Raw genomic sequence first — 21,500 nt, forward strand, 5'->3', positions numbered from 1 at the left:
TGTTTAAGGTGCTTTTCTTTCAAACTTAATCCCGTTTTTGCTATAGGTAACAATTAACTTGAGGTTGCTTTTGGGCCTGATTGGTATTGTCGTATTGTTCTTTTCCTGAAAAATAGTATTTGAAAGAACTATTGATGCTGAATTTACTACTGAAAAATTGGTAAGGGTTACCTCTCCGTTGGAGAATAGGTTGACATATACTTTAATACTATTGACGTTCCCTTTGATCGCAATTTTATTGATGAGAGAGTTAATCCCCATTTTGAGTGTGTCTCGTGTCGATTCTAGATACATATTGCCATTGAAGAACTGCGTTTCTACTATCGTTTTGCAGGTCGTATTATAATCCGTTGTCACCGTTACTGAATCACAATTTATTGTGCTGTCAATTTTTGCATTATAGTTTGCATAAACATAGTAATTTCCATTTCGCATGAGGTTAGATGCAGACCATATGCTGTCATGAAAGACAATAGCATCGAACCATTCGTTGGGTTTGCATTTATAGGACCTCTTTATACCAATACTTGGAAGCGATGCTCCATACAGCCAAACGTGTCTTGCTCTCCTTAGCATACGGTTTCCGCTTGTTACGACTATTGTCTCCTTTTCTGTGTTTTCCTTCAACTTTTTGGACAAATTGCTTATGTCGTAGGTTACATAAGAGGTGTCGTTAAGGTCATAGCCATTACTGGCAAGAAGAGTGTTGAAACTTCCTTTGCCAAATAGCTGACCAATGGTGAAGTAGTTTGCTCCTTACATTCTTTTCAAGTAACCACCCATAGATGTGAAATCAGAATGGTCGTACCCAGCAATATGGCTATCCTGAGCCAACAAGATGGCTTTGCTGTTTTGGGAATCGCCCATAGTATATTTGACGTTTACAGCCATTAGCGAGTCTCTCATTTTTACAGAGTTGTCGTTTACATCAATGCCGACCAATTGCACTTTTCTCCCTGTGTTTTTGTTGTGTTGTTTTATCCAGTCAAGCAATTCCACATACTCATCGGTTTTCCATACCCAATACAATCGGTAATCGCGTATCATTTCGTTGCGAATGTCCACGGTTGTGTCGCTTTGTATGTAACTATTTAGTGGCTGAACTGCTTTGCGGTTGGCTTCTAATAGTATGGTATTAAACCCACATACCTTTACTAAGTTTCGAATCAGGCTATCCTTGAAGACCTGCTCTTGATGACTGCCATGTGTAGCTTCGCCAATGGCAATAATTCTCCTGTTACACAGCAATGCAGTATCTATTTTGCTTGTCTTTGTATAGCTGTTTTGGGAATAAACCAATACTCCATGCGCAACAAGAAGGGTTGCCAAAAATATTTGGGTAAACATTTTCATATTATGATATCGATATGGTATAAAAATTAAAGGTACCACAATATTGCAGTACCTTTAATTTCTTGTTTAAGTATTTTAGTTTTATTTAAAACTTTCAGATAAAATCGAAGAATGAAAGTGGATTTCTAGTATCTGTAGTGGTCCGGTTTGTAAGGCCCCTCGGGTTTTACTCCGATGTAGCTGGCCTGCTTGGGGGTGAGACTGGTGAGCTTTACACCTAGCTGTTCTAGGTGCAACCGTGCTACCTCCTCGTCGAGTTCCTTGGGCAGACGGTAAACGTCAACCTTGAGCGACTTTGTCCACAGTTCCAGTTGGGCCAACGTTTGGTTGCTGAAGCTGTTGCTCATCACAAATGAGGGGTGCCCCGTAGCGCAGCCAAGGTTTACTAGGCGGCCTTCAGCCAGCAGGAATATGGAATGTCCGTCGGGAAAGAAGTATTGATCCACCTGAGGCTTCACGTTTACCTTCTTTATGCCCGGCATGGTGTTGAGCTTGTCCACCTGAATTTCGTTGTCGAAGTGGCCAATGTTGCACACAATGGTTTGGTCCTTCATCTGTTTCATGTGGTCGAGGGTGATGATGTCGCAGTTGCCGGTGGTGGTAACGTAAATGTTGCCTTCGTTGAGGGTCTCCTCTACGGTCTTTATTTCGAAGCCCTCCATGGCAGCCTGCAGCGCGCAAATGGGGTCGATTTCGGTAACAATAACGCGTGAGCCGTAGGAGCGCATGCTTCTGGCGCAGCCTTTTCCAACATCGCCGTAGCCACACACCACAACCACCTTGCCTGCAAGCATCACGTCGGTAGCGCGCTTAATGCCATCGGCAAGCGATTCGCGACAGCCGTAGAGGTTGTCGAACTTACTCTTGGTAACCGAGTCGTTCACGTTGATGGCGGGAACCAGCAGCTCGCCCTTCTCCTGCATTTGGTAGAGACGGTGAACACCGGTGGTGGTCTCCTCCGAAACGCCCTTCCACTCCTTTACGGTGCGGTGCCACTTCTGCCCATCCTCGGCCAGAATATCTTTTAGAATGTTCAATATTACCTGCTCCTCGTGGCTCTCGGCCTTTTTGTTGAGCACCGTGGCATCATCCTCGGCCTTGTAGCCATTGTGTATTAGCAGGGTAGCGTCACCGCCATCGTCCACAATAAGGTTTGGACCTTTGCCACCGGGGAACGATAGCGCCTGTGCGGTGCACCACCAATACTCTTCCAACGTTTCACCCTTCCATGCAAAAACTGGAATTCCGGCTGCCGCAATGGCTGCAGCGGCGTGGTCCTGCGTGGAGAAGATGTTGCAGCTGCACCACCGTACGTCGGCTCCAAGTGTCTTCAGCGTTTCGATGAGCACTGCGGTTTGGATGGTCATGTGCAGCGAGCCCATTACCCTAGCACCTTTAAGTGGCTTTTGGTCGGCATGCTTCTTCCGAATGGCCATCAGACCCGGCATCTCCTTTTCGGCAATGGCTATCTCTTTTCTGCCCCACTCTGCAAGTTTTATGTCGGCAACTTTGTAGGGGAGGGTTTCGTTGATTATCTTTTCCATGGTAGCGTGGTTTTATACGGATAAAGTTAGAAAATACTTTTTAAAATCGTTGAGGTTGTGGTTGTCCAGCACCTCGGTGGCCATCTGCTTGTCGAGATGGAGCTGCACCTTGAGCTCCTCCACGCTAGCAAACTTTAGCTCGTCGCGCAGCCTCTCCACAAAGGCCACCTCCACTTTGTGGTTATAAATGTCTGCGTTGAAGTCGATGATGTGAACCTCAATGGTGCGATGGTGCGAGCTATCAACAGTGGGGCGGACTCCAATGTTCATCATGCCGCGTTCCACCTTCCCGTCGATGTGGAGCAGAACGGCATAAACGCCGTTAGCCGGTACAAGCTTCAGCGGGTCGTTGGGCTTGATGTTGGCCGTGGGGAATCCAATGGTTCGTCCCAACTGGCGACCAGTTTCAATGCTGCCCGCCAAAAGGTAGGGGTAGCTCAGCATTTGATTTGCTGCTTGGAGGTTGCCAGCCATGAGCGCCTCCCGAATGTTGGTGGAGCTGATGCGCTGGCTGTTGTCGCTCACCGTATCGAAGGCGTCGATGGTGTAGCCAAGCTCTGAAGCTAGCTGCTGTAAAAGTGCGAAATCGCCCTTGGCCTGCTTTCCAAAGCGGTGGTTTTTTCCAACCACGAAGTGCTTTACGTTGTATGTTTCCACCACATGTTTTACAAAGGCGGTAGCCTCCATGGCAGCCAGTGCCAGGGTAAACTCCTGCACAATAAAGTAGCGTATGCCAAGCTTAGCAATGAGTTCAGCCTTTTCGGGAAGGGTGGTTAGGAAGAAGAGGTTTTGCGGATCCTTGTCCAGCACAATGCGGGGGTGAGGCCAAAAGGTCATCACCGCCGATTCCAGCTGGAGCTCCTTTGCCTTGTCGATAGCAGTGTTTATAAGCTTGCGATGACCGCGGTGCACACCGTCGAAAAAGCCTAGCGTGAGAACAATGCCTTTGTTGTGCGGTATTTTATTAGGGGTATTTACTATTTCCATTATTTGCTGGGGCGACTCCTCTAAAACCGCCGATGCAAATTTAGGCTATTTGGTTTGTTATGAAAGCTCTTTGGCGAAAAAGTGTAAAAGGCACGTGAGTGTTGGGGTTTGGAGAAGGGTTGCGGTAACTGGCCTAGCTGGGATTTATGGGATTAGTGGATTTCCTTGATTCTTTTGTTTGAATTGCTTGTTGTTTCATCTGGGCAAGGTCCAACTTTAGGTTTCTTATACCTTAGCTCTTATAATCAAAGTTTTTCTGTTTTGAATCTAATCTTGAGGTAACTGAGATGTTAGTTTTCTATTCTATCTAGTATAAAGTTGGCTTGACTCCGGAGGAGTCAAATGTGTGTAGAAACCGTGCGCAGAAATAATTGCACGACCCCGGATGGGGTCGAATATTTAGCACAATTAATAATTGACTTGAAGTTGTTGATCGTCAGTTGATTGGTGCTTTCGTTAGTGTCTATACTTTTGCTACTTACCCTTCTCCCTTTTAAACTTCTATACACTGTTAATAATTTTGACTGAGGAGCATTGAGCTAATCCCGCAAACGGTTGTTTTAACACTCGTTTAGAATAAAATGATGATATGAGACTTTATTTCATTCACACAGGTTAATTAGTGTAATAATTTTTGGTGAGTATTGTTTTGAAAATAAGTACTTTGCATAAGTGTGCTGTTGATTTTTTCATTGTCATTTTTTTTCAGTTATTTATACACTGCTTAAGTTACAAATCGTGTCCAACTCAATTTTAACATTATTGCGAGGAGCACTATGATGAAAAAAAATCTTTACAAATTTTTTAAGGGAGCAGGACTACTGACGGTATTTGCGTTGCTCACCAGCTGCAGCCATTGGGTCGTGCTCGAGTCCAAGGGCCCCATCGGGATTCAGGAGGCATTTCTCATCAAGATTGCATTTCTGTTAATGCTGATTGTGGTGCTTCCCGTTTTTGTGATGGTGTTCTGGTTTGCATACCGTTACCGGGCCACCAACACCAAGGCAACCTATAAACCTAAGTGGACGCACTCCACCGCCATTGAGTGGGTTATATGGATTGTGCCCATTGCCATTGTGGCGGCACTTTCGTATCTAACTTGGGTAAAAACCTATGAGCTCGATCCGTATAAACCACTTAAGTCGGAGGTTAAGCCAGTCCGTATTGAGGTTGTCTCAACCGACTGGAACTGGCTCTTTATCTACCCCGACTACAATATTGCGGTGGTTAATCAGGTGGTTTTCCCTGTAAACACACCGCTGAGTTTCCGAATCACCTCTGCCTCGGTAATGACCTCATTCTTTATTCCTCAGCTGGGAAGCCAGATGTATGCCATGGCAGGAATGCAAACCAAGTTAAACCTTATGGCTAGCGATACGGGTGTTTTTGAGGGACACAATCAGGAGTTTAGCGGAAACGGCTATGTGAATATGCACTTTGAGGCCATAACCACCACACAAGAAAAGTTTGAAGCTTGGGTGCAAAAGGCAAAGCAATCGCCAGACACCTTGAGCATGGCTAGGTACCAAGCGCTTATTAAACCCAATGTGGACTACCCGGTTACCATCTTCTCGCAGGTGAAACCCAGCTTGTTCGACAGCATTACAATGGAGTTTATGAGCTGGATGGGCGGTACCGACAATACGATGGTGGACAGCACGCATGCGATGGACAACATGGAAGGTATGCATCACATGCACGAAAACCATGACGGAATGAACATGGCATCCGATTCCACTAAGATGAACGATAAAAAAATGGAGGGAAAGTAATATGTTTGGAAAGTTGAGTCTTTCGGATATACCGTATAACAATCCGATCATCATGGGGGCAGTGGTCAGCGCATCGCTGGCAGCCCTAGTTGTCATTGGTTTGATAACCTACTATCGAAAGTGGCCCTATTTGTGGAAGGAGTGGCTTACCAGCGTCGACCACAAGAAGATTGGCATCATGTACATTATTCTCTCCTTGGTGATGATGCTGCGTGGTTTTGCCGATGCATTAATGATGCGTGCACAGCAAGCTCTTGCAGCCGGTGCATCACAGGGTTACCTTCCGGCTCACCACTACGATCAGATCTTTGGTTCGCACGGAACCATCATGATTATTTTCGTGGCCATGCCGTTAATGGTTGGGCTGATGAACATTGTAATTCCACAGCAGATTGGTGCACGCGACGTGGCTTTTCCGCTTCTGAACTCAGTTAGCTTCTGGCTAACGGTAGCGGGAGCAGGCCTCGTGATGATATCGCTGGGTGTGGGCGAATTTTCCAACACTGGTTGGACCGGCATTGCACCCCTCTTCGAGAAGCAGTTTAATCCGGGAGTGGGGGTCGATTACTGGATGTGGGCGTTCCAGATAGCGGGTATTGGCTCGCTGCTGAGCGGAATCAACTTTTTTGTAACGATCATAAAGATGCGGGCACCGGGTCTTAAGTTAATGCGCATGCCGCTATTTACTTGGACCACATTGACCACCAACGTGCTCATGATTTTGTCGTTCCCCGTTATTACCACGGCTCTTGTTATGTTAACGCTCGACAGGTATATGGGAATGCACTTCTTTACCAACGACCTTGGTGGTAACGTGATGCTTTGGAACAACCTTTTTTGGATGTGGGGTCACCCGGAGGTGTATATTGTGATACTTCCTGCCTTTGGCGTTTACTCGGAGGTTGTGGCAACCTTTTCACGAAAGCGGCTTTTTGGCTACACCTCTTTGGTTTATGCCACGGCGGCAATTATGCTATTGTCGTTTACAGTGTGGCTGCACCACTTCTTTACCATGGGCAATACGCCCGATGTGAACATTTTTTTCGGCATTGCAACCATGCTCATTGCCATACCCACGGGTGTTAAGGTCTACGATTGGCTCTTCACCATGTATCGAGGGAGGATTAGCTTTACTACCCCAATGTATTGGACTTTGGGATTTCTTACAACCTTTGTTATTGGTGGTATGACCGGTGTGCTGATGGCAATTCCACCAGCCGACTTTGTGGTGCACAACAGCCTCTTTCTCATTGCCCACTTCCATAATGTTCTAATTCCCGGTGCGCTGTTTGGCTACTTTGCTGGAATTGCTTACTGGTTTCCCAAGGCCTTTGGTTTCCGTCTCGACGAGAAGTGGGGCAAGCGCGCTTTTTGGGGCTGGATTATTGGCTTCCTCGTAGCCTTCTCACCCCTCTATATCTTAGGGTTTATGGGCATGGCTCGCCGTATGCAGCACTACGATAATCTGGCTTGGCAGCCTTACCTTATTGTGGCCCTCTTCGGCGCATTTATTGTTGCCTTTGGCATTTTTGCTCAGATGATGCAAATATTTGTGAGCATTCGTGATCGGAAGAAGAATGCTGATCTTACCGGAGACCCGTGGGATGCTCGAACGTTGGAGTGGTCAACCGCTTCACCTCCTGCCGACTATAACTTTGCAGTAATTCCAACGGTGGAGGATTTGGATGCTTTCTGGGATATGAAGGAGAAGGGTACCGCCTACATTCAACCTACTGATTACCACGATATACACATGCCTAAGAATAGTATGTTTGGTCCAGTCATAGGTGGGTTGGTCTTGGCCTTTAGCTTTGCCATGGTTTGGTATATCTGGTGGCTTGCCATTGGAAGCATGTTGGCCATTGTGGTATCTCTAATTCTTATTGGTGCCAACGACAACGACGAGTATGTTATCCCGGCAGCTGAGGTGAAGCGCATAGAAGATGAGCGTTTTAAAATTCGGGCTGCTGCATTGGAGACAATGAAAATGAATAACTTAAAAGGAGAAAGGTAATGAGCACTAAAATAGCAAACACAGCAGAGCTGGGGCATGTGGATCATGCTGAAATTAAAACCTTTGGCTTTTGGATATACCTCATGAGCGACCTCGTTCTCTTTTCCATACTCTTTGCCACCTTTGCCGTAATTGGGTTCAACTATGCAGGTGGTCCCACCGGAAAGGATTTGTTCGATTTGCCCTACCTGTTTGTTGAAACCATGCTGCTGCTGGTGAGCAGCGCAACCTTTGGGCTGGCGGTAATTGCTATGCACAACGGCAAGAAAACACAGGTGATTGCTGGATTGGTCGTTACGTTCCTTCTGGGGCTTGGCTTTGTATCCATGGAACTTCATGAGTTTTATGGGATGATAATGAGCGGAGCGGGTCCCGATCGAAGTGGTTTTCTATCGGCCTTCTTCACACTTGTGGGCACCCACGGACTTCACGTTACCATCGGCCTGATCTGGATTTTGGTGATGGGGGCGCAGGTTGCCACCATGGGAATGACCGACGGGGTAAAATCGCGGATGGTTCGCCTGAGTATGTTTTGGCACTTCCTGGATATTGTTTGGATTGGCGTTTTTAGCTTTGTTTACCTCATGGGCGTCATCTAAGTAGCTGTATTGTTGTTGAACGAATTAAAGAAGCAAAGATATGAGTCAAACACATAACGAGGAGATGGGAGCGAGCCATGCAACCGCTAAAACCTATATTATTGGGCTGATATTGGCTGTAACGCTCACCGTTGTATCATTTGCGCTGGTGATGAGCCATGCCGTTAGCCGGCCGGTTGCCATGGGTGGGCTGTTTCTTGCTGCCATGCTGCAAATGCTGGTGCACCTCTACTACTTTCTGCACCTCAACAGGTCGTCGGCAGCACGGTGGAACGTAATTGCCCTGGCCTTTACCGCCCTGCTGCTGTTTATCTTCATTGGCGGAACGCTCTGGGTAATGTACACCCTCAACTCGCGGATGATGTAGCAAGTGCTGGTGTACAGCTGCCGCACGCATAAATATGTTGGACTGCTCCCATACGCCGAGAGGCTGTGTGGGAGCAGTTCGTTTTTTGAGAAATAGCCAATTGTTTCTTGTATGATCTTCCCACTTTTAAGTGTAAATGGAAGGCATTCAGCCGATTTACTACGCGCATTGGTATGAAGGATTCCCAATTTCGAAGCACCGACCTGTCTCAAATTACACTAAAGTTTATTCGTTGTCGAAATGTTGAAACCATCACCCTACTTGGTCTTTTCTACCATGCTAATTGATGGTTATATAGCTTCACTTTAATGTCTTTAATTTTTTGGTAAAAGAAGCGTTCAGAAATTCGTATTTCCCTTATGCGTTCTTGCAGTTCGGTAAAATAGTTCATGGAATTGCCCGACTTGAAACGCTCATCGTTCAATGCAAAGCCTTTTACAATATACTCTTTAAGCCTTTGGGTTGCCCAAATACGGAACTGCGTACCTTGTTGTGATTTAACCCGGTAGCCAACCGAAATTATAACATCGAGGTTGTAATGGTTTACATCGTAAGTTTTACTATCGTTTGCAGTTGTCCGGAAATTCCGGACAACTGAATTTTCGTTCAACTCGCCTTCTTTGAAGATGTTGCTAATATGCTCGGATATGGTACGTTTGTCCTTATTAAAAAGCATACCCATTTGGGCTTGTGAAAGCCAAACGGTTTCTTCTTCGAGGCGAACATCAATTTTGATGCTGCCTTCTGAGTTTTGGTATATGAGAATTTCGCCTGTATTCATGATTAAATTAGTCTTTTTTGCCTTTTATTTTTTCGCGCCTCAGCTTTTCTTCGGTTTGCGTTGTACAGAACATGTTGGCGGCTAAATTCGGTGCTACCCGTTTGGTCTAGAATGTTTTGGCTCATTTTTTAGGCCTTCCTTTTTATGAATGCCTTTGGCCTTGAGACCACCACATAAGCCCATGTAGCTATGATTTTGGAATATAGCATAAACAGGTTCTATAACACCTGCATTGGCAAGCTCAATGGGCCTTAGTATTAACCTTTCCGTTAGTAAGTTCATCTCTCCTGCTACTTAGGCTGTTTGCCGTAATGCATTTATCTGTAGCCTAAAATTATGCAATATATCCCAAACTCACGAGCCCGAAATCCATTTCCTACCCATTATTTTGCTCTCTCCGAAGACCGCTTCTTTTTCTTCCGTGAGTTTTGGAAAAAATCTTCACCATCTTTTTTTAAAATCTCCGTGAGTTTTTAAAAAATCTTGCCCAAGATTTTTTACGCGGATGCTTAAGGAAATTTACGCGCATACTTATGGAAATTTTCGGCAACACTTATGCGGATTTTGCTGGATAGGTGTTGCGAGGCGACCGCACCATATTAATGGCGAAGTTTTTCGAATTCCTTCGAGAAATGGTGGATGAACCGGTGGGATTTACTTGGAGGGGTGTGAAACGGTTGGCGGTATAAAATCGTTGGGGGAGTTCGGAGCTACTTCATTATCAACCGAGAAGAATGCACGATGCGAGACAGAATGCCTACTTAAACACGTGATCATCAATGTTTTGTGACCGCATGTTACCGCCTGGTGTTCTTTCATCTTTCTTTGTAAACCATTGTCATTATTGAGTTTCCTTGTCATTTTATTTTCTTGCTTATTAGTCGGCTCCTGTGTCAGCGTTTTTTAATTTTTTTAGTGTTGGCAATTTTTTAAAACAATTTCTCTAGGTGTGTTGGCTTTGCAAACTCTTTGAAAAAGCTTTGGTTGAAGCGTTGGCTCGTGGGGCTTTGGCAATGTGCTTGCAAAGTTCATCGCATTTTGTGTGATTTGAAAAAATTGAAAAGCAAATTTTCATCCACACAATCAAAACGGTTGTATTGACTATAATGCCTTTCTACAAAAGCATTCACAAAACAATTGTGTTATATGGACTTCTAAACCCTTTTCTGTTGTGTCTATTTTCATCAATGAAATTCATAATGACCTTTACAAGCAATAAATGTTACTATATTATTTTCAACTGTATAGCTAAGTCTATCACCATCAGGGTAGCTGTTTGTTACTCTTTTTGATGCTTCTTTTCCTCTGCCTTTTAAATTTTCAGTCTGTCCCATTCCACCAGTAAAAGGATGAATTTGAACATCTTTCATCAGAAGTAATAAGTATTTAAAAGTTTTAAAATCATCTTTTTTCCAGTTCAGAAACTGCGTCATAAAATCATCTGTGAATACAGGTTGATACTTTGTAAAACCCAGATACTTTGTCAATATTTCTTTGGCATCAATGAATTTGGGCATTGACATATCAGCCCATTCTGTTATTTCCTGTGTATTAATATCACTTTCCAAGCAAATATTATAGGCAACAAAGTCAATGTTTTCAGTTGCATTCGCGGTGCTTTTTCTGACGATTATTTTTCTATTCCGCCAAAACAAATTAGAATCTAAACTTATTGAAGGAATAGTTTTTATATGACTAACTGGCAAGCCAATAGGTTCGGTATCTGTAGGAATATTATCACCAATTAAAGCATAATCACTCTCAAAAAAGGCATCTAATTCAGCTTCTTCCAATTCGTCTGTAAATGGCTTTTTGCAAAGGTCAATGATTAAATTCTTAATAGTTCTGTTAGTAAGTGTTGAAACCCATTCAAAGAATGTTTCTGTTGTTGTTATTTGAAGTGCAGCGTAATCTTTCGGGAAATGAATATGAGTGAATCCATAAACCTTTTTAGCTTCTTTAAATGTTGCTAAAAGCTTTCTGAAACCAACCTCTGCAATCTGACCATTCTGTGCAATCGGATAAATTGATAATTCGTTAAATACTAAATTCATAGGACTACAAAAGTTTTAATAATTGGTTACTCCATTCGTCCATCATGTTTTCGGGATAATCACTTAACTCTCCACTGCTATCAACTTTTATAGGCGTGATTTTCGTATATTGCTCTTTCTCGGTGGTAGTCTTTTCAAAATACATTACATTGACTTTGGATTTATCAATATCTCCTTCTTTTACTGCAACTCTGATTCCATTTAAAATATGGTCACTATGTGTTTCGATAAATAATTGTGCTCCAAGGCTTGCTGCTAAAGAAATAAGCTTACCCAATTGTGCTTGACCTCTTGGGTGTATGTGCGATTCAGGGTTTTCTATAACTATGATTTTGCCTTCTTCTGCAGTAAGTAATGCCAAAACTATTGGTAATACATATGAAATTCCGAAACCAACATTTTTTGGTCGGAACGAGTTGGTTTTTTGATTGCCATAATCAAATTGATAATCCAGAATTACTTTGTTAACTTCGGGAACGTATTTGGTATTTAATGAAACACCTGGAGAAATTTCTGTAAGCCACGCATTAATTTGTGCAAGCAATTTTTCAGATTTAGCAGAAGGGTGTCTAAGTTGTTCTCCAACAATATGTTCAAGCCCAAATATATCAATATAGTGGGCAGCAAATTCTCCTAGTAATCCTAATTGTTTTTTATCCTCAACAACTATGCTGGATGACTCATATAAATCTTTAGGGCCAATCCGTTCTGCACTTAGGTATTGAAACTTTTTGGTCTGGGATCTAAAAAACCCCATAGCCGTTTTAGTATACTTTTCTTTAGAAATCAGTTTGTCTTTATCTTTTTGATATAAGAATTTCCACTTAAAAGTATTATATATTGCTTTTTCAAATTGTGCCTTATTATTTTTTTGTTTATGCTCAATAATTAAACCTGAAGAAATTAATAAATCCTTAGTATTATAAAATGTAGCTTTACTGATATGAGAAGATTCGGCCATTCTTAAATATAAAGCGTCAATGTCAAAAGCACCGTCTATGGAATAAATTTCTTTTAAAATAGCAAATCTCTCAGGAGTTTTTCTTTGATTAGTGCCGTCTAAATATTTAGTAAAGATCTTTTCTATTGAATTGTAGTCAAATTCTAAATGAAGATAAATAATATCTTCTGAAGCAAACTGATACAATGCATCTTTACCTTGACCAATTTTTGCCAATAAGCCATTAAGATCAATTACACCATCCTCCAATTTGTCACTTTGCATTAGCAAAAGCAAGGTTTGTATGAACGAACTTTTACCCATTCCATTTAATCCCATCAACAGATTTAAGTTTGAAATACTTACATTAGCCACTTTAAGGGATTTGAAATTCTGGATTTCAATTTGTTTTATCATGCTTCTAATGTTTCTTTTATTATTCTCTCAATACTTGAAAAACGATAATAAACACTTCCTTTATTACCTGTTGATGTAGTAATACTATTAAAAAAAGCCAAATCCTCTTTTATAAGTTTAATTGATTTCCCAAACAAAATATCTTTCTTGATAAGCAATTGTATTCTCTGATTTTCATCAAGTTTAGCAAGTGAAACACTCCAAATTTCAAATAATGCTTTGTTTATTGGTTTTCTCTTTTCAGGATATTTGTCTGATTTACGAAAAGCCCAATTGCCAAATATCTTTTTAGTTAATATCATTGATGCTGAAAAATCGCTCTTCATTTTTTCTCTTTCTGAGTTTGAGAGTTTTTTAATATCACCCATACAGGAATTCATAAAAGTATCTAAATCAGGAATGTAATTTTCATAATTATTCAAATAGAAAGTAATAAATCTTGTAACAAATTCTCTGTCCAACATTCGTTTTGGACTAATTGCCCCTTGTGTAGCTTCAATAAATTCAGGAAGTTGTGACAATTCTTTTACATAAATTGCAGGAATTCCCTGATTCATAGCGTGACGGATTTCTTGAGGTTCCATTATCAATCCTCCTGTATTTACCCGCCTGAAAATATTGAACTTTACTTCTTCTGGCGTCCCAGGATTAATGACATAGGCTGTAATTTGAGCTTCTTCAATTTGTCGCTGAAGGTTTCTTGGAAGGTCGTCAAATCCATCCCCTTCAAGTTTTTTCAAAAATTCAAGGCCGGTTAGCTTCAGTCTTTTATTTATTGTAAAATTCCTAATGGCACTAAGGCGTTGAAGTCCATCTACAACTAACCATTTGTCATTGTCTGTTCCGTCAAAATAAAAGGCAGGCAATGGAAATTTAATTAGTAAGGATTCTATTAATCGACTTTGTTTGCCAGCATCCCACAAATCATCCTTTCGTTGAAAATCAGGATACAAATCTATTTCTGGTGGATCTGTTTTTAACCTCTTTATTAATAAATCAATTGTAAGTGTCTTAGTCGATATATCAATTTGTGAAGGATTAAATGGTCTCTCCATCAAAACCCCTGTATTTATGTCCTCATACTCCACTTGAGGCTCATCAACTATATAATTGCTTTCTTCTTGCATTATTCTACACTTTAAAATACAAACTTATAATATTTCTTCATAACCGCTTCATTAGTCATCATCTCTTTGTATTCTCTAATTAGTTCAATTTTATCTTTTACAATCTAATAATTTGCGAAAGCGTCAGCCTAGAACTGTGTGAGTTGGTAAGATTGCACTCTTTGACAAAACATTTGTTATGACGTTGGCTCGTAGGGCTTTGGCAATGTGTCGATAATAATTTTAAAAAATGTGAGGTAGGCAAAAGAAATACATCGGATCGGTTTGAGTGCTGGCTTTCTTTTTTTCAAAATTTCGTTATTCAGTCCTTTCACAATGGTTTACTTTTTATTATTTCACTGTCATCTGTTGTACACTTGGCGGGAACTCATTTATAACCCCAACAAAGATGAGCTCATCCACCCAATTTGGTATGTATGACCCCACCTTTTAGTGTGGTTTATTTCCAATACAAGTTAGAAAAACTTTTCCTTGAGTGGGCTATAAACTTAATTTTTAATGAGATTTATACCTTAAGCATATCGGGTTGCTAAGACTAGCCACAAAAAAATCCCGTGAACTCATCTGGGTTCACAGGATTTTGTATAGCCTTCAAGTTCTGCTGCGTAATGCTTATTTACTTCTTCAGCAGGTCGCGAATTTCGGTGAGCAGTATCTCCTCCTTGGTGGGGGCTGGAGGAGCGGGTGGTGCTGCGGGTGCCGCCTCCTTCCGCTTGGCGGCATTCATGGCCTTAATCACCATAAAAATGGCAAAGGCAACAATCAAAAAATCGAAGGTAACCTGCAGAAAGTTACCGTAGTTTAGGGTAACGGCGGGGCTTGTCTCGGTGGCCGCCTTCATCACAACCTTGAGGTCAGAGAATCTTACTCCACCAACCAGCAGCCCAATGGGTGGCATTACAATGTCGGTTACAATGGAGCTTACAATCTTGCCAAAGGCGGCTCCAACTATAATACCCACTGCCATGTCGATAGCGTTGCCCTTCATGGCAAACGCTTTGAATTCACTTATAATTTTCATCGTGGTTAATATTTAGTGCGATGTAATCTAAAGTTCAATGTTGCAGGCATTGCATTTGCCAACCCAATTATAACCACAATAGGCAGTTAATGTTCTGTGGGATAGCTATTCGGGAGAATTTTATCCTTCTCCTTTAGTGTTCAACTTGGAAGGAAACAGCTACTCCTCAAACAGCGATAGCTGGTGCGGTGCTCCGGTGGCCTCTAGGTTTAGCAACTTGCGCTTGGCAGGTAACCCTCCGGCGTAGCCCACCAGCTCGCCCTTGCTGCCCACAATGCGGTGGCAGGGCACAATTATGGCTATGGCGTTGGCACCGTTCGCCGAGGCTACGGCTCTTATGGCCTTGGGGTTGTTGAGGCATTTGGAAAGACCAAGGTAGGTTTCGGTTTTGCCGTAAGGTATTTCGAGAAGGGCGTTCCACACGCCTTGCTGAAAGGGCGTTCCCACCATCAGCAGCGGTAGGTCGAACTCCTTTCGCTTGCCAGCGAAATATTCGGTAAGTTGGGCCTTGGCGCGTTCAATTACAGGAGTTTCGGCAGGGAGGTAGGTGGCCTCCAGCCCTTCGGTAATGCGGGCATCCACCTCGGTGCGCATTTTGCGGTAGCGCCAGTCGCACAGGCAGAGCTTGTCGCCAAAGGAGCCCAGTATAAGCTCTCCCACCGGAGTGGCAAGGTAGTCGATGTAAATGCTGTTCATGCTTGCGGGTTGTTAGCTTCCTTCTCCAAAGATAGGATTTACGCGTGAGGAACGGTTTGTGTTGTGTCAATAAAAAAACGGTGCAGCCACAAGGACCACACCGCCTGCTATTTGAACGGAATATTCTATATCCAGCGAACTAGGCTGAAGTCCATCCGGTTTGGAAGGTTTGGATGCTTAGCATAGATTCGTATGCCTGCCTCAAATGTTCCCGGTTCGGTGGGCATCATTACCAATGTATAGCTGGCCTTGGTGCCCTCCATGTGGGTGAGCTCAAATTCCTGCTTATACTTTATGGTGATTTTGTCGTTTTCGATTGGGTCGGCTACCACCAGCTCCACACCAATGTCCTCTGGACTTAGGTCGTGCACATCGAGCTCCACTGTGGCGCAGTACTTTTGACCAACCACAATAGTCTCGTGGGCAAGTTCAAACTGCTTTACCCCCAGCACCTCAATGTCGTCCCAACTGCGTGAAACCCTCTTTTTCCAGCTGGCAAGTTCCTTTGCCATTCTGAAGTCGTTGGCCTTAATTAGTGCCTGCCGCTCGTCCAACTTGTGGTAGTACTGCCGTTCATAGTCCTCCAGCATTCTGCGAGTGGTGAACTGCGATGCAACCTTGGAGATGGAGTTCTTAATAAATCCAACCCACTTGTCCGGCTCTCCCTTCTCGTCCATGGCGTAGTAGGAGGGTACAATCTCGTTTTCGAGCAGGGTGTAAATGGTCTCCGCGTCGAGCTCGTCCTGGTAGGCTTGCTCATCGTAGGTTTGCTCCTCAGGAAGCGCCCATCCGGCATTCTCCCTGTAGCCCTCACACCACCATCCATCGAGCACGCTGAAGTGGAGCACGCCGTTCATTACCGCCTTTTGGCCCGATGTTCCCGAGGCCTCCATGGGACGCGCCGGGTTGTTAAGCCAAATGTCGACACCCTGAACCATCTCCCGGGCCAGCTCCATGTCGTAGTTCTGCATAAACAAAACCTTGCCAATGAATTGCGGCAACTTCGATACCTCCACTATGCGCTTGATCAGGTCCTGACCAGCCTTATCGTTGGGGTGTGCCTTTCCTGCAAAGAGAAACTGAACCGGCATGTCGGGGTTGTTTATAATCTTACTAATCCGGTCGATGTCCTTGAAAAGCAGATATGCGCGCTTGTAGGTGGCAAACCGTCGGGCAAAGCCTATGGTGAGCACATCGTCGCGCATTTTTTCCTTGATGTCGAAAACGTGCTTTGGGTTTTCGTACTTAATGATGTTGGGATCGGCAAGCCTGCCCTTGATAAAGGTGATGAGGTTCTTCTTCAACTCCTTTCGGATATCCCAAATTCGTTGGTTAGGTACGTTGTAAATATTTTCCCAGCACGATGGTGTTTCGGAATGAATATCTCCAGAGCCTAGCTCACTTTCACACAGCTGTTTCCACTTTGCCGATGCCCAGGTGGGGTAGTGTACCCCATTGGTTACATATCCAATGTGGAGTTCCTCTTCGAAGTAGCCGGGCCACATATTCTTGAAAATCTCCCTTGAAACTTTTCCGTGTAGCTTCGATACCCCGTTTACCTCCTGCGAAAGGTTTGTGGCAAGAATGCTCATGGAGAACAGCTCGTTGGGGTTGTTCGGTATAATCTTCCCAAGGTTGATAAACTGCTCCCACGAAATTTTTAACCTGTCGGGGTAGTGTGCTATGTATGCTCTAAGCAGATTTTCGGGGAAGGCGTCGTGACCTGCAGGAACTGGCGTGTGGGTGGTGAATAGTGACGATGAGCGCACATACTCCATCGCCTCTGCAAACGACAGCTTCTCCTTGTGGATGAGGTTGTTGATTCGCTCAATGCCGATGAAAGCGGCGTGGCCTTCGTTGCAGTGGTAAACTTGCGCCTTTATGTCAAGTGTTTTCAGCGCTCGTATGCCACCTACACCTAAAAGCAACTCCTGCTTTAGCCTGTTCTCAAGATCACCTCCATACAGGTGATGGGTAATGGTCCTGTCTTCGGCGAGGTTGTCCTCAAAGTCGGTATCGAGGAGATAAAGTTCTGTTCTACCCACGTCAACCTTCCAAATTCTGACGGTTATGTTTCGGCCGGGAAGAGCAATTAATATGGTTTTCCAGTTACCATCGCTGTCTCGAACAGGTGAAACAGGTAGCTTGGAGAAATCCTGAGGGTCGTAAACCGCCACCTGCTGGCCCGTGGCTGAGAGTTGCTGGTGAAAATAACCGTAGCGGTATAGTATTCCAACGCCAACAATATCGGTGTTCTTGTCGCTGGCCTCCTTGAGGTAATCCCCGGCAAGAATGCCAAGTCCTCCGCTGTAAATCTTAAGCGAGTTGTGAAGGCCAAACTCCATGCTGAAGTATGCAATTCGTGGCTCCACTTTTTCACTCTTCTTGGCCATATAGGCCTTGAATTCGGTGTGAACCTCATTCAATCTTTCGAGAAAGTTGGTGTTTCTATCCAGCTCCTTATATAGCTTAAGCGATAGTTTTTCCAGCAGAATAATGGGGTTTTGCTGCGATTCCTTCCATAGGTTGGCGTCAATGCTCTCGAATAGTTCAACTGCCTTTTGGTTCCAACTCCACCAGAGGTTGTGCGATAGTTCTTCCAGCGCTGAAAGCTTTTGTGGAATATTCTTTTGAACCATTATTCTTGTCCACAGTGGCTTAATTATCTCAGGATGCTTTTCGATAACTGGAAGTGGCTCCTGTCGTTCCTGATCGATGAGCTGATCGAGCCGCTTGTCCACCTTCTCAAGTGCTTGGTGATAGGCCTCGTGGTAATGCACTATTAGATTTTTCCAAAGTGCAATTTGGGAGACCTCTGCTGCATTCTCCTTGATGCTCTCCATCTGGTTTCGGTCAAGGCTGCAGAAGTAGAGCATTTTCTCAACCATTTTTCCAACAACATCCTGATCGTTGGTGTCGTTGCGCAGAATAACTTCAATGCCTGGATGTGGTTTCTCGTAGCTGGTATTAACCCAAAGCCCAAATCCGGCAAGGGTGGTGGTTATGGTGGGAACTTTAAATGCTAAACTTTCAAGCGGTGTGTATCCCCATGGTTCGTAGTAAGATGGGAATACGGAAAGGTCAAGACCGATTAGCATGTCGTAGTAAGTCTTGTCGAAGATGCCATCCTTGCCATCGAGGTAGCAGGGTACAAAAAAGAGCTTAACCTTATCTTCGGGGGCGTTGTTAAGTCCAACCTCTTTGGCCTTTTTTAAGATCGGATCATATTCCGGATCGATAAGGTAGTGAGTTAGATGGGTGTCGTTGATTGCCACCACATTTTCGCTTGACTTGTCCATGAGGTTCTGGAACACATCTTTGCGAGGGCCATGGTGGGCAGCGGGAACCATTATAAAGGCAAGAATATTTTTGGTTAACTTTTGATCATGATTTAAGGTGCTAAGCGTATCCATGAATAGGTCGATACCCTTATTGCGGAACTCGTATCTGCCACCAATTCCAACAAGAAGTGAGTCTTTTGGAACATCGTGGGAGAGCAGCGCTTCTGCCACTTCATAGTATTTTACCCGTGCTTCAACCTTCCTTAATTTAAATTCGTCATCGTCAGGGAGAATACCGTTTTCGAAACCATTGGGTGTAACAACATCCACAACTTTGCCAAGGAATGCCTTACACTCCTTGGCGGTAATTTCGCTCACAGTTGTAAAGGCATCCGCACTTTGTGCCGAAAGCCGTTCCATCGATTGCTTTGCCACAACGTTGAACTCCCTTGACTTAGCATCGGGGTTATACTTTTCAATGTTGTCGTAAAGCGGTAAATTGTTTCCAGCAATGGATCGGCCTAGTACCGTGGCATGGGTTGTAAACACTGTGGCAGCTTGAGGAAGGCTCGATTTTAGATATAGAAGTCCCGCTCCAGTCATCCATTCGTGAAATTGGGCTACTACATGTAGGCCTCGGCTAAGGAAATAGCGGTAAAAACTTTCAATAACCCTTCCCGCAGCATAGCCAAAAAGTGCCGGCTCCACGTAGTCCCACTGGCCAGTTAATGAATCTAGCCGAAACTCTTCCCAGAATTTTCTAAAAATTTCGTCTTTCTGAGGCATAAAGGGGGTAAAGTCCACTAGCACGGCTATTGGATTCCCTGCAATGTTCCATCGTCCAACTTTGATGCGCAAACCCTCCTGGCTGGCCTTCTCCCTCCAACCCTTAAAGAGCAACTTGTCTTCAATAAACTCTGGATTTACAGTTGTGTGGCGCCAAACATCTGGGCCGATAAGGATGTGGTTGCTCTTAAGTTCCTCATGCATGGTAATTGCCTTTGTGGCAATAACGGTATGAATCCCGCCTACCTTGTTGCAAACCTCCCAGCTTACTTCAAACAGGTAGTCGGGTTTTTTCCGAACTATATTTTCCATAAATTACTCTTTTGTGTCCTTTTTCTTTGTTTTAGAAACAGCTTTGGCAGGAGTTTTACCCTTAACCGGTACCTTAGTTTTTGCTTTCGGTGCTGTTTTTTTGACGGAGGGAGTTTTGGTGATAGGCTCCTTGGTCAGCTTCTTTCCAAAAGAAGTGGCTGTTTTAAGCCTCTCTATTTTCTCCTGATATTCCGCAATGAGCTTCATCGCATCCGTTTGGGTAATAGTTTCTAATTGGAGCGATTCTATCCTAGTTTTTAGATAATCCTCAATACGAAGAATGAAGTCACTGAGGATATTCATGTAGTTAATAAACGCCTCGTAGGGTGTGTCGTAAGGGTTGAAATACTTGTGAACATCGCCATCGGAAAACCACTTGGTGCACATGTAGTAGAAATGGTCACTGGTTTGCAAATACTTCCAATCTCGCAGAATACTCTCGTCTTGAATTTGGTCAACCAGCGGTTTGAGGGAGTATAGCTTGTCGAAGGCTTCGTCCTGCAGGTCATTTCCAAGCCATGCGGTAAGGTCGCGCTCCTCGTCGGCCCAAGAGATGGGGTATTGCACATGCATTACCGCTACGGGCTGATGCTTGTCGGCCACCTCTGAGGGGGTCAAAAACTCAAAGTTCGTGCTTGAAAGTACGGCACCGGGAAGGTGACGCATAAATTCAAAAATTCCAGTTTCAGCCCACTGGTGCTCGCCAAAGGTTTCATAATCCATGAACAGGTTAATTACCTCCTCTTTTGGACTTAGATGATTTAGCCATTGCACGTACTTGTCGGTTGTGAGTGGCCATTCGCTCCAGTCCCTGTTGGAGAAGCGGAAGGCGATATCGTCGCTCATCCTGAAGTTCTTGAGCAGAAGTTTTAGCTTTGGGTTAATGGCATTTGCGTAAAGGTAGTTAGAACTCTTCCATCCTAAAACGTGCTTGGCACCTTCGGTTAGCATGGCCTTAAATCCCATGTCGGCCACCACCTCACCAATAAGGTCGCTGTAGATAAGCTCGGTGTTGCGGAATACCTTTGGTGTTTGGCCAAAAAACTCCTTTACCATGGCGTTTTGTAGCTTCACCTGCTGCTCAAACTCCTCCCGACTCTTGAGCGCTGAAAGGGAGTGGGAGTAGGTTTCGCCAATAAACTCTACGCATCCGGTTGCAGCCAGCTTTTTAAAACTCTCTAGCACATCGGGAGCATACAGCTGAAACTGGGTAAGTGCCACCCCCGAAATGGAGTAGCTTATCTTAAACCGTATGCCATACTCGTTGATAAGGTCCAGCATCAGCTGGTTTGTTGGCAGATAGCACTTCTCCGCCACCTTTCGCATAATGGAACGGTTGGCAAACTCATCGTAGTAGTTGTGGTCAGTTCCTATGTCGAAAAACCTATAACGGCGGAGTCTAAAAGGCTGATGCACCTGGAAATAAAAACAAATTGTTCTCATGATTCA

16 protein-coding genes are annotated in these 21,500 nt (G+C 44.0%); 4 read left to right on the forward strand and 12 right to left on the reverse strand.

Annotation, left to right across the window (positions count from 1 at the left end; genetic code table 11):
- Positions 1–3 precede the first annotated feature (3 nt).
- The 4 genes from VMW01_05590 to VMW01_05605 form a co-directional block, all read right to left on the reverse strand.
- Positions 4–627, reverse strand: coding sequence for a hypothetical protein (locus tag VMW01_05590; GenBank protein ID HUW05713.1), 624 nt, complete (start codon positions 625–627; stop codon positions 4–6).
- 129 nt (positions 628–756) lie between these two features.
- Positions 757–1,353: an erythromycin esterase family protein gene (locus VMW01_05595; protein ID HUW05714.1), complete on the reverse strand. Its 597-nt coding sequence runs from the start codon at positions 1,351–1,353 to the stop codon at positions 757–759.
- A gap of 125 nt (positions 1,354–1,478) precedes the next feature.
- Positions 1,479–2,897, reverse strand: a complete 1,419-nt coding sequence (gene ahcY, locus VMW01_05600) for an adenosylhomocysteinase (protein HUW05715.1) — start codon at positions 2,895–2,897, stop codon at positions 1,479–1,481.
- Between the two features lie 12 nt (positions 2,898–2,909).
- Positions 2,910–3,884 (reverse strand): bifunctional riboflavin kinase/FAD synthetase, encoded by a 975-nt coding sequence (locus VMW01_05605; protein HUW05716.1) that lies wholly within the window; start codon positions 3,882–3,884, stop codon positions 2,910–2,912.
- Positions 3,885–4,660: 776 nt separating this feature from the next.
- On the opposite strand from VMW01_05605, the gene cyoA reads away from it, so the two are divergent.
- From cyoA to cyoD, 4 genes are read left to right on the forward strand one after another with little or no spacing between them, the layout of a single operon-like run.
- Positions 4,661–5,656 (forward strand): ubiquinol oxidase subunit II, encoded by a 996-nt coding sequence (gene cyoA / locus VMW01_05610; GenBank protein ID HUW05717.1) that lies wholly within the window; start codon positions 4,661–4,663, stop codon positions 5,654–5,656.
- A 1-nt stretch (position 5,657) separates the two neighbouring features.
- Complete coding sequence (gene cyoB / locus VMW01_05615) at positions 5,658–7,670, forward strand: cytochrome o ubiquinol oxidase subunit I (protein ID HUW05718.1); 2,013 nt, start codon at positions 5,658–5,660, stop codon at positions 7,668–7,670.
- On the forward strand, positions 7,670–8,269 hold the full coding sequence (cyoC, locus tag VMW01_05620; protein ID HUW05719.1) for a cytochrome o ubiquinol oxidase subunit III: 600 nt from the start codon (positions 7,670–7,672) through the stop codon (positions 8,267–8,269). The genes cyoB and cyoC overlap by 1 nt, the downstream gene beginning before the upstream one ends.
- 40 nt (positions 8,270–8,309) lie before the next feature.
- A complete protein-coding gene (gene cyoD, locus VMW01_05625; GenBank protein HUW05720.1) occupies positions 8,310–8,636 on the forward strand; it encodes a cytochrome o ubiquinol oxidase subunit IV in 327 nt (108 codons plus the stop codon).
- Positions 8,637–8,907: 271 nt separating this feature from the next.
- On the opposite strand, the gene rhuM is transcribed toward cyoD, so the two are convergent.
- The 8 genes from rhuM to VMW01_05665 all read right to left on the reverse strand — a co-directional run bounded on the left by rhuM (position 8,908) and on the right by VMW01_05665 (position 21,494).
- Positions 8,908–9,417, reverse strand: coding sequence for a RhuM family protein (gene rhuM, locus VMW01_05630; GenBank protein HUW05721.1), 510 nt, complete (start codon positions 9,415–9,417; stop codon positions 8,908–8,910).
- 1,184 nt (positions 9,418–10,601) lie between these two features.
- The gene (locus tag VMW01_05635; GenBank protein ID HUW05722.1) at positions 10,602–11,471 is read right to left on the reverse strand and encodes a type II toxin-antitoxin system YoeB family toxin; all 870 of its coding nucleotides are present in this window, start codon (positions 11,469–11,471) and stop codon (positions 10,602–10,604) included.
- Positions 11,472–11,475: 4 nt separating this feature from the next.
- The gene (locus VMW01_05640; protein ID HUW05723.1) at positions 11,476–12,828 is read right to left on the reverse strand and encodes a DUF3696 domain-containing protein; all 1,353 of its coding nucleotides are present in this window, start codon (positions 12,826–12,828) and stop codon (positions 11,476–11,478) included.
- Positions 12,825–13,955, reverse strand: coding sequence for a DUF262 domain-containing protein (locus tag VMW01_05645; protein ID HUW05724.1), 1,131 nt, complete (start codon positions 13,953–13,955; stop codon positions 12,825–12,827). Before VMW01_05645 ends, VMW01_05640 begins: the two co-directional genes overlap by 4 nt.
- Positions 13,956–14,571: 616 nt before the next feature.
- Positions 14,572–14,976: a large-conductance mechanosensitive channel protein MscL gene (gene mscL / locus VMW01_05650; GenBank protein HUW05725.1), complete on the reverse strand. Its 405-nt coding sequence runs from the start codon at positions 14,974–14,976 to the stop codon at positions 14,572–14,574.
- 159 nt (positions 14,977–15,135) lie between these two features.
- The gene (locus VMW01_05655) at positions 15,136–15,672 is read right to left on the reverse strand and encodes a methylated-DNA--[protein]-cysteine S-methyltransferase (protein ID HUW05726.1); all 537 of its coding nucleotides are present in this window, start codon (positions 15,670–15,672) and stop codon (positions 15,136–15,138) included.
- Between the two features lie 125 nt (positions 15,673–15,797).
- Complete coding sequence (gene glgP / locus VMW01_05660) at positions 15,798–20,051, reverse strand: alpha-glucan family phosphorylase (GenBank protein ID HUW05727.1); 4,254 nt, start codon at positions 20,049–20,051, stop codon at positions 15,798–15,800.
- A 3-nt stretch (positions 20,052–20,054) separates the two neighbouring features.
- On the reverse strand, positions 20,055–21,494 hold the full coding sequence (locus VMW01_05665; GenBank protein HUW05728.1) for a glycoside hydrolase family 57 protein: 1,440 nt from the start codon (positions 21,492–21,494) through the stop codon (positions 20,055–20,057).
- Between the last annotated feature and the right edge of the window lie 6 nt (positions 21,495–21,500).

The organism is Williamwhitmania sp., from assembly GCA_035529935.1.
Taxonomy (GTDB): domain Bacteria; phylum Bacteroidota; class Bacteroidia; order Bacteroidales; family Williamwhitmaniaceae; genus Williamwhitmania.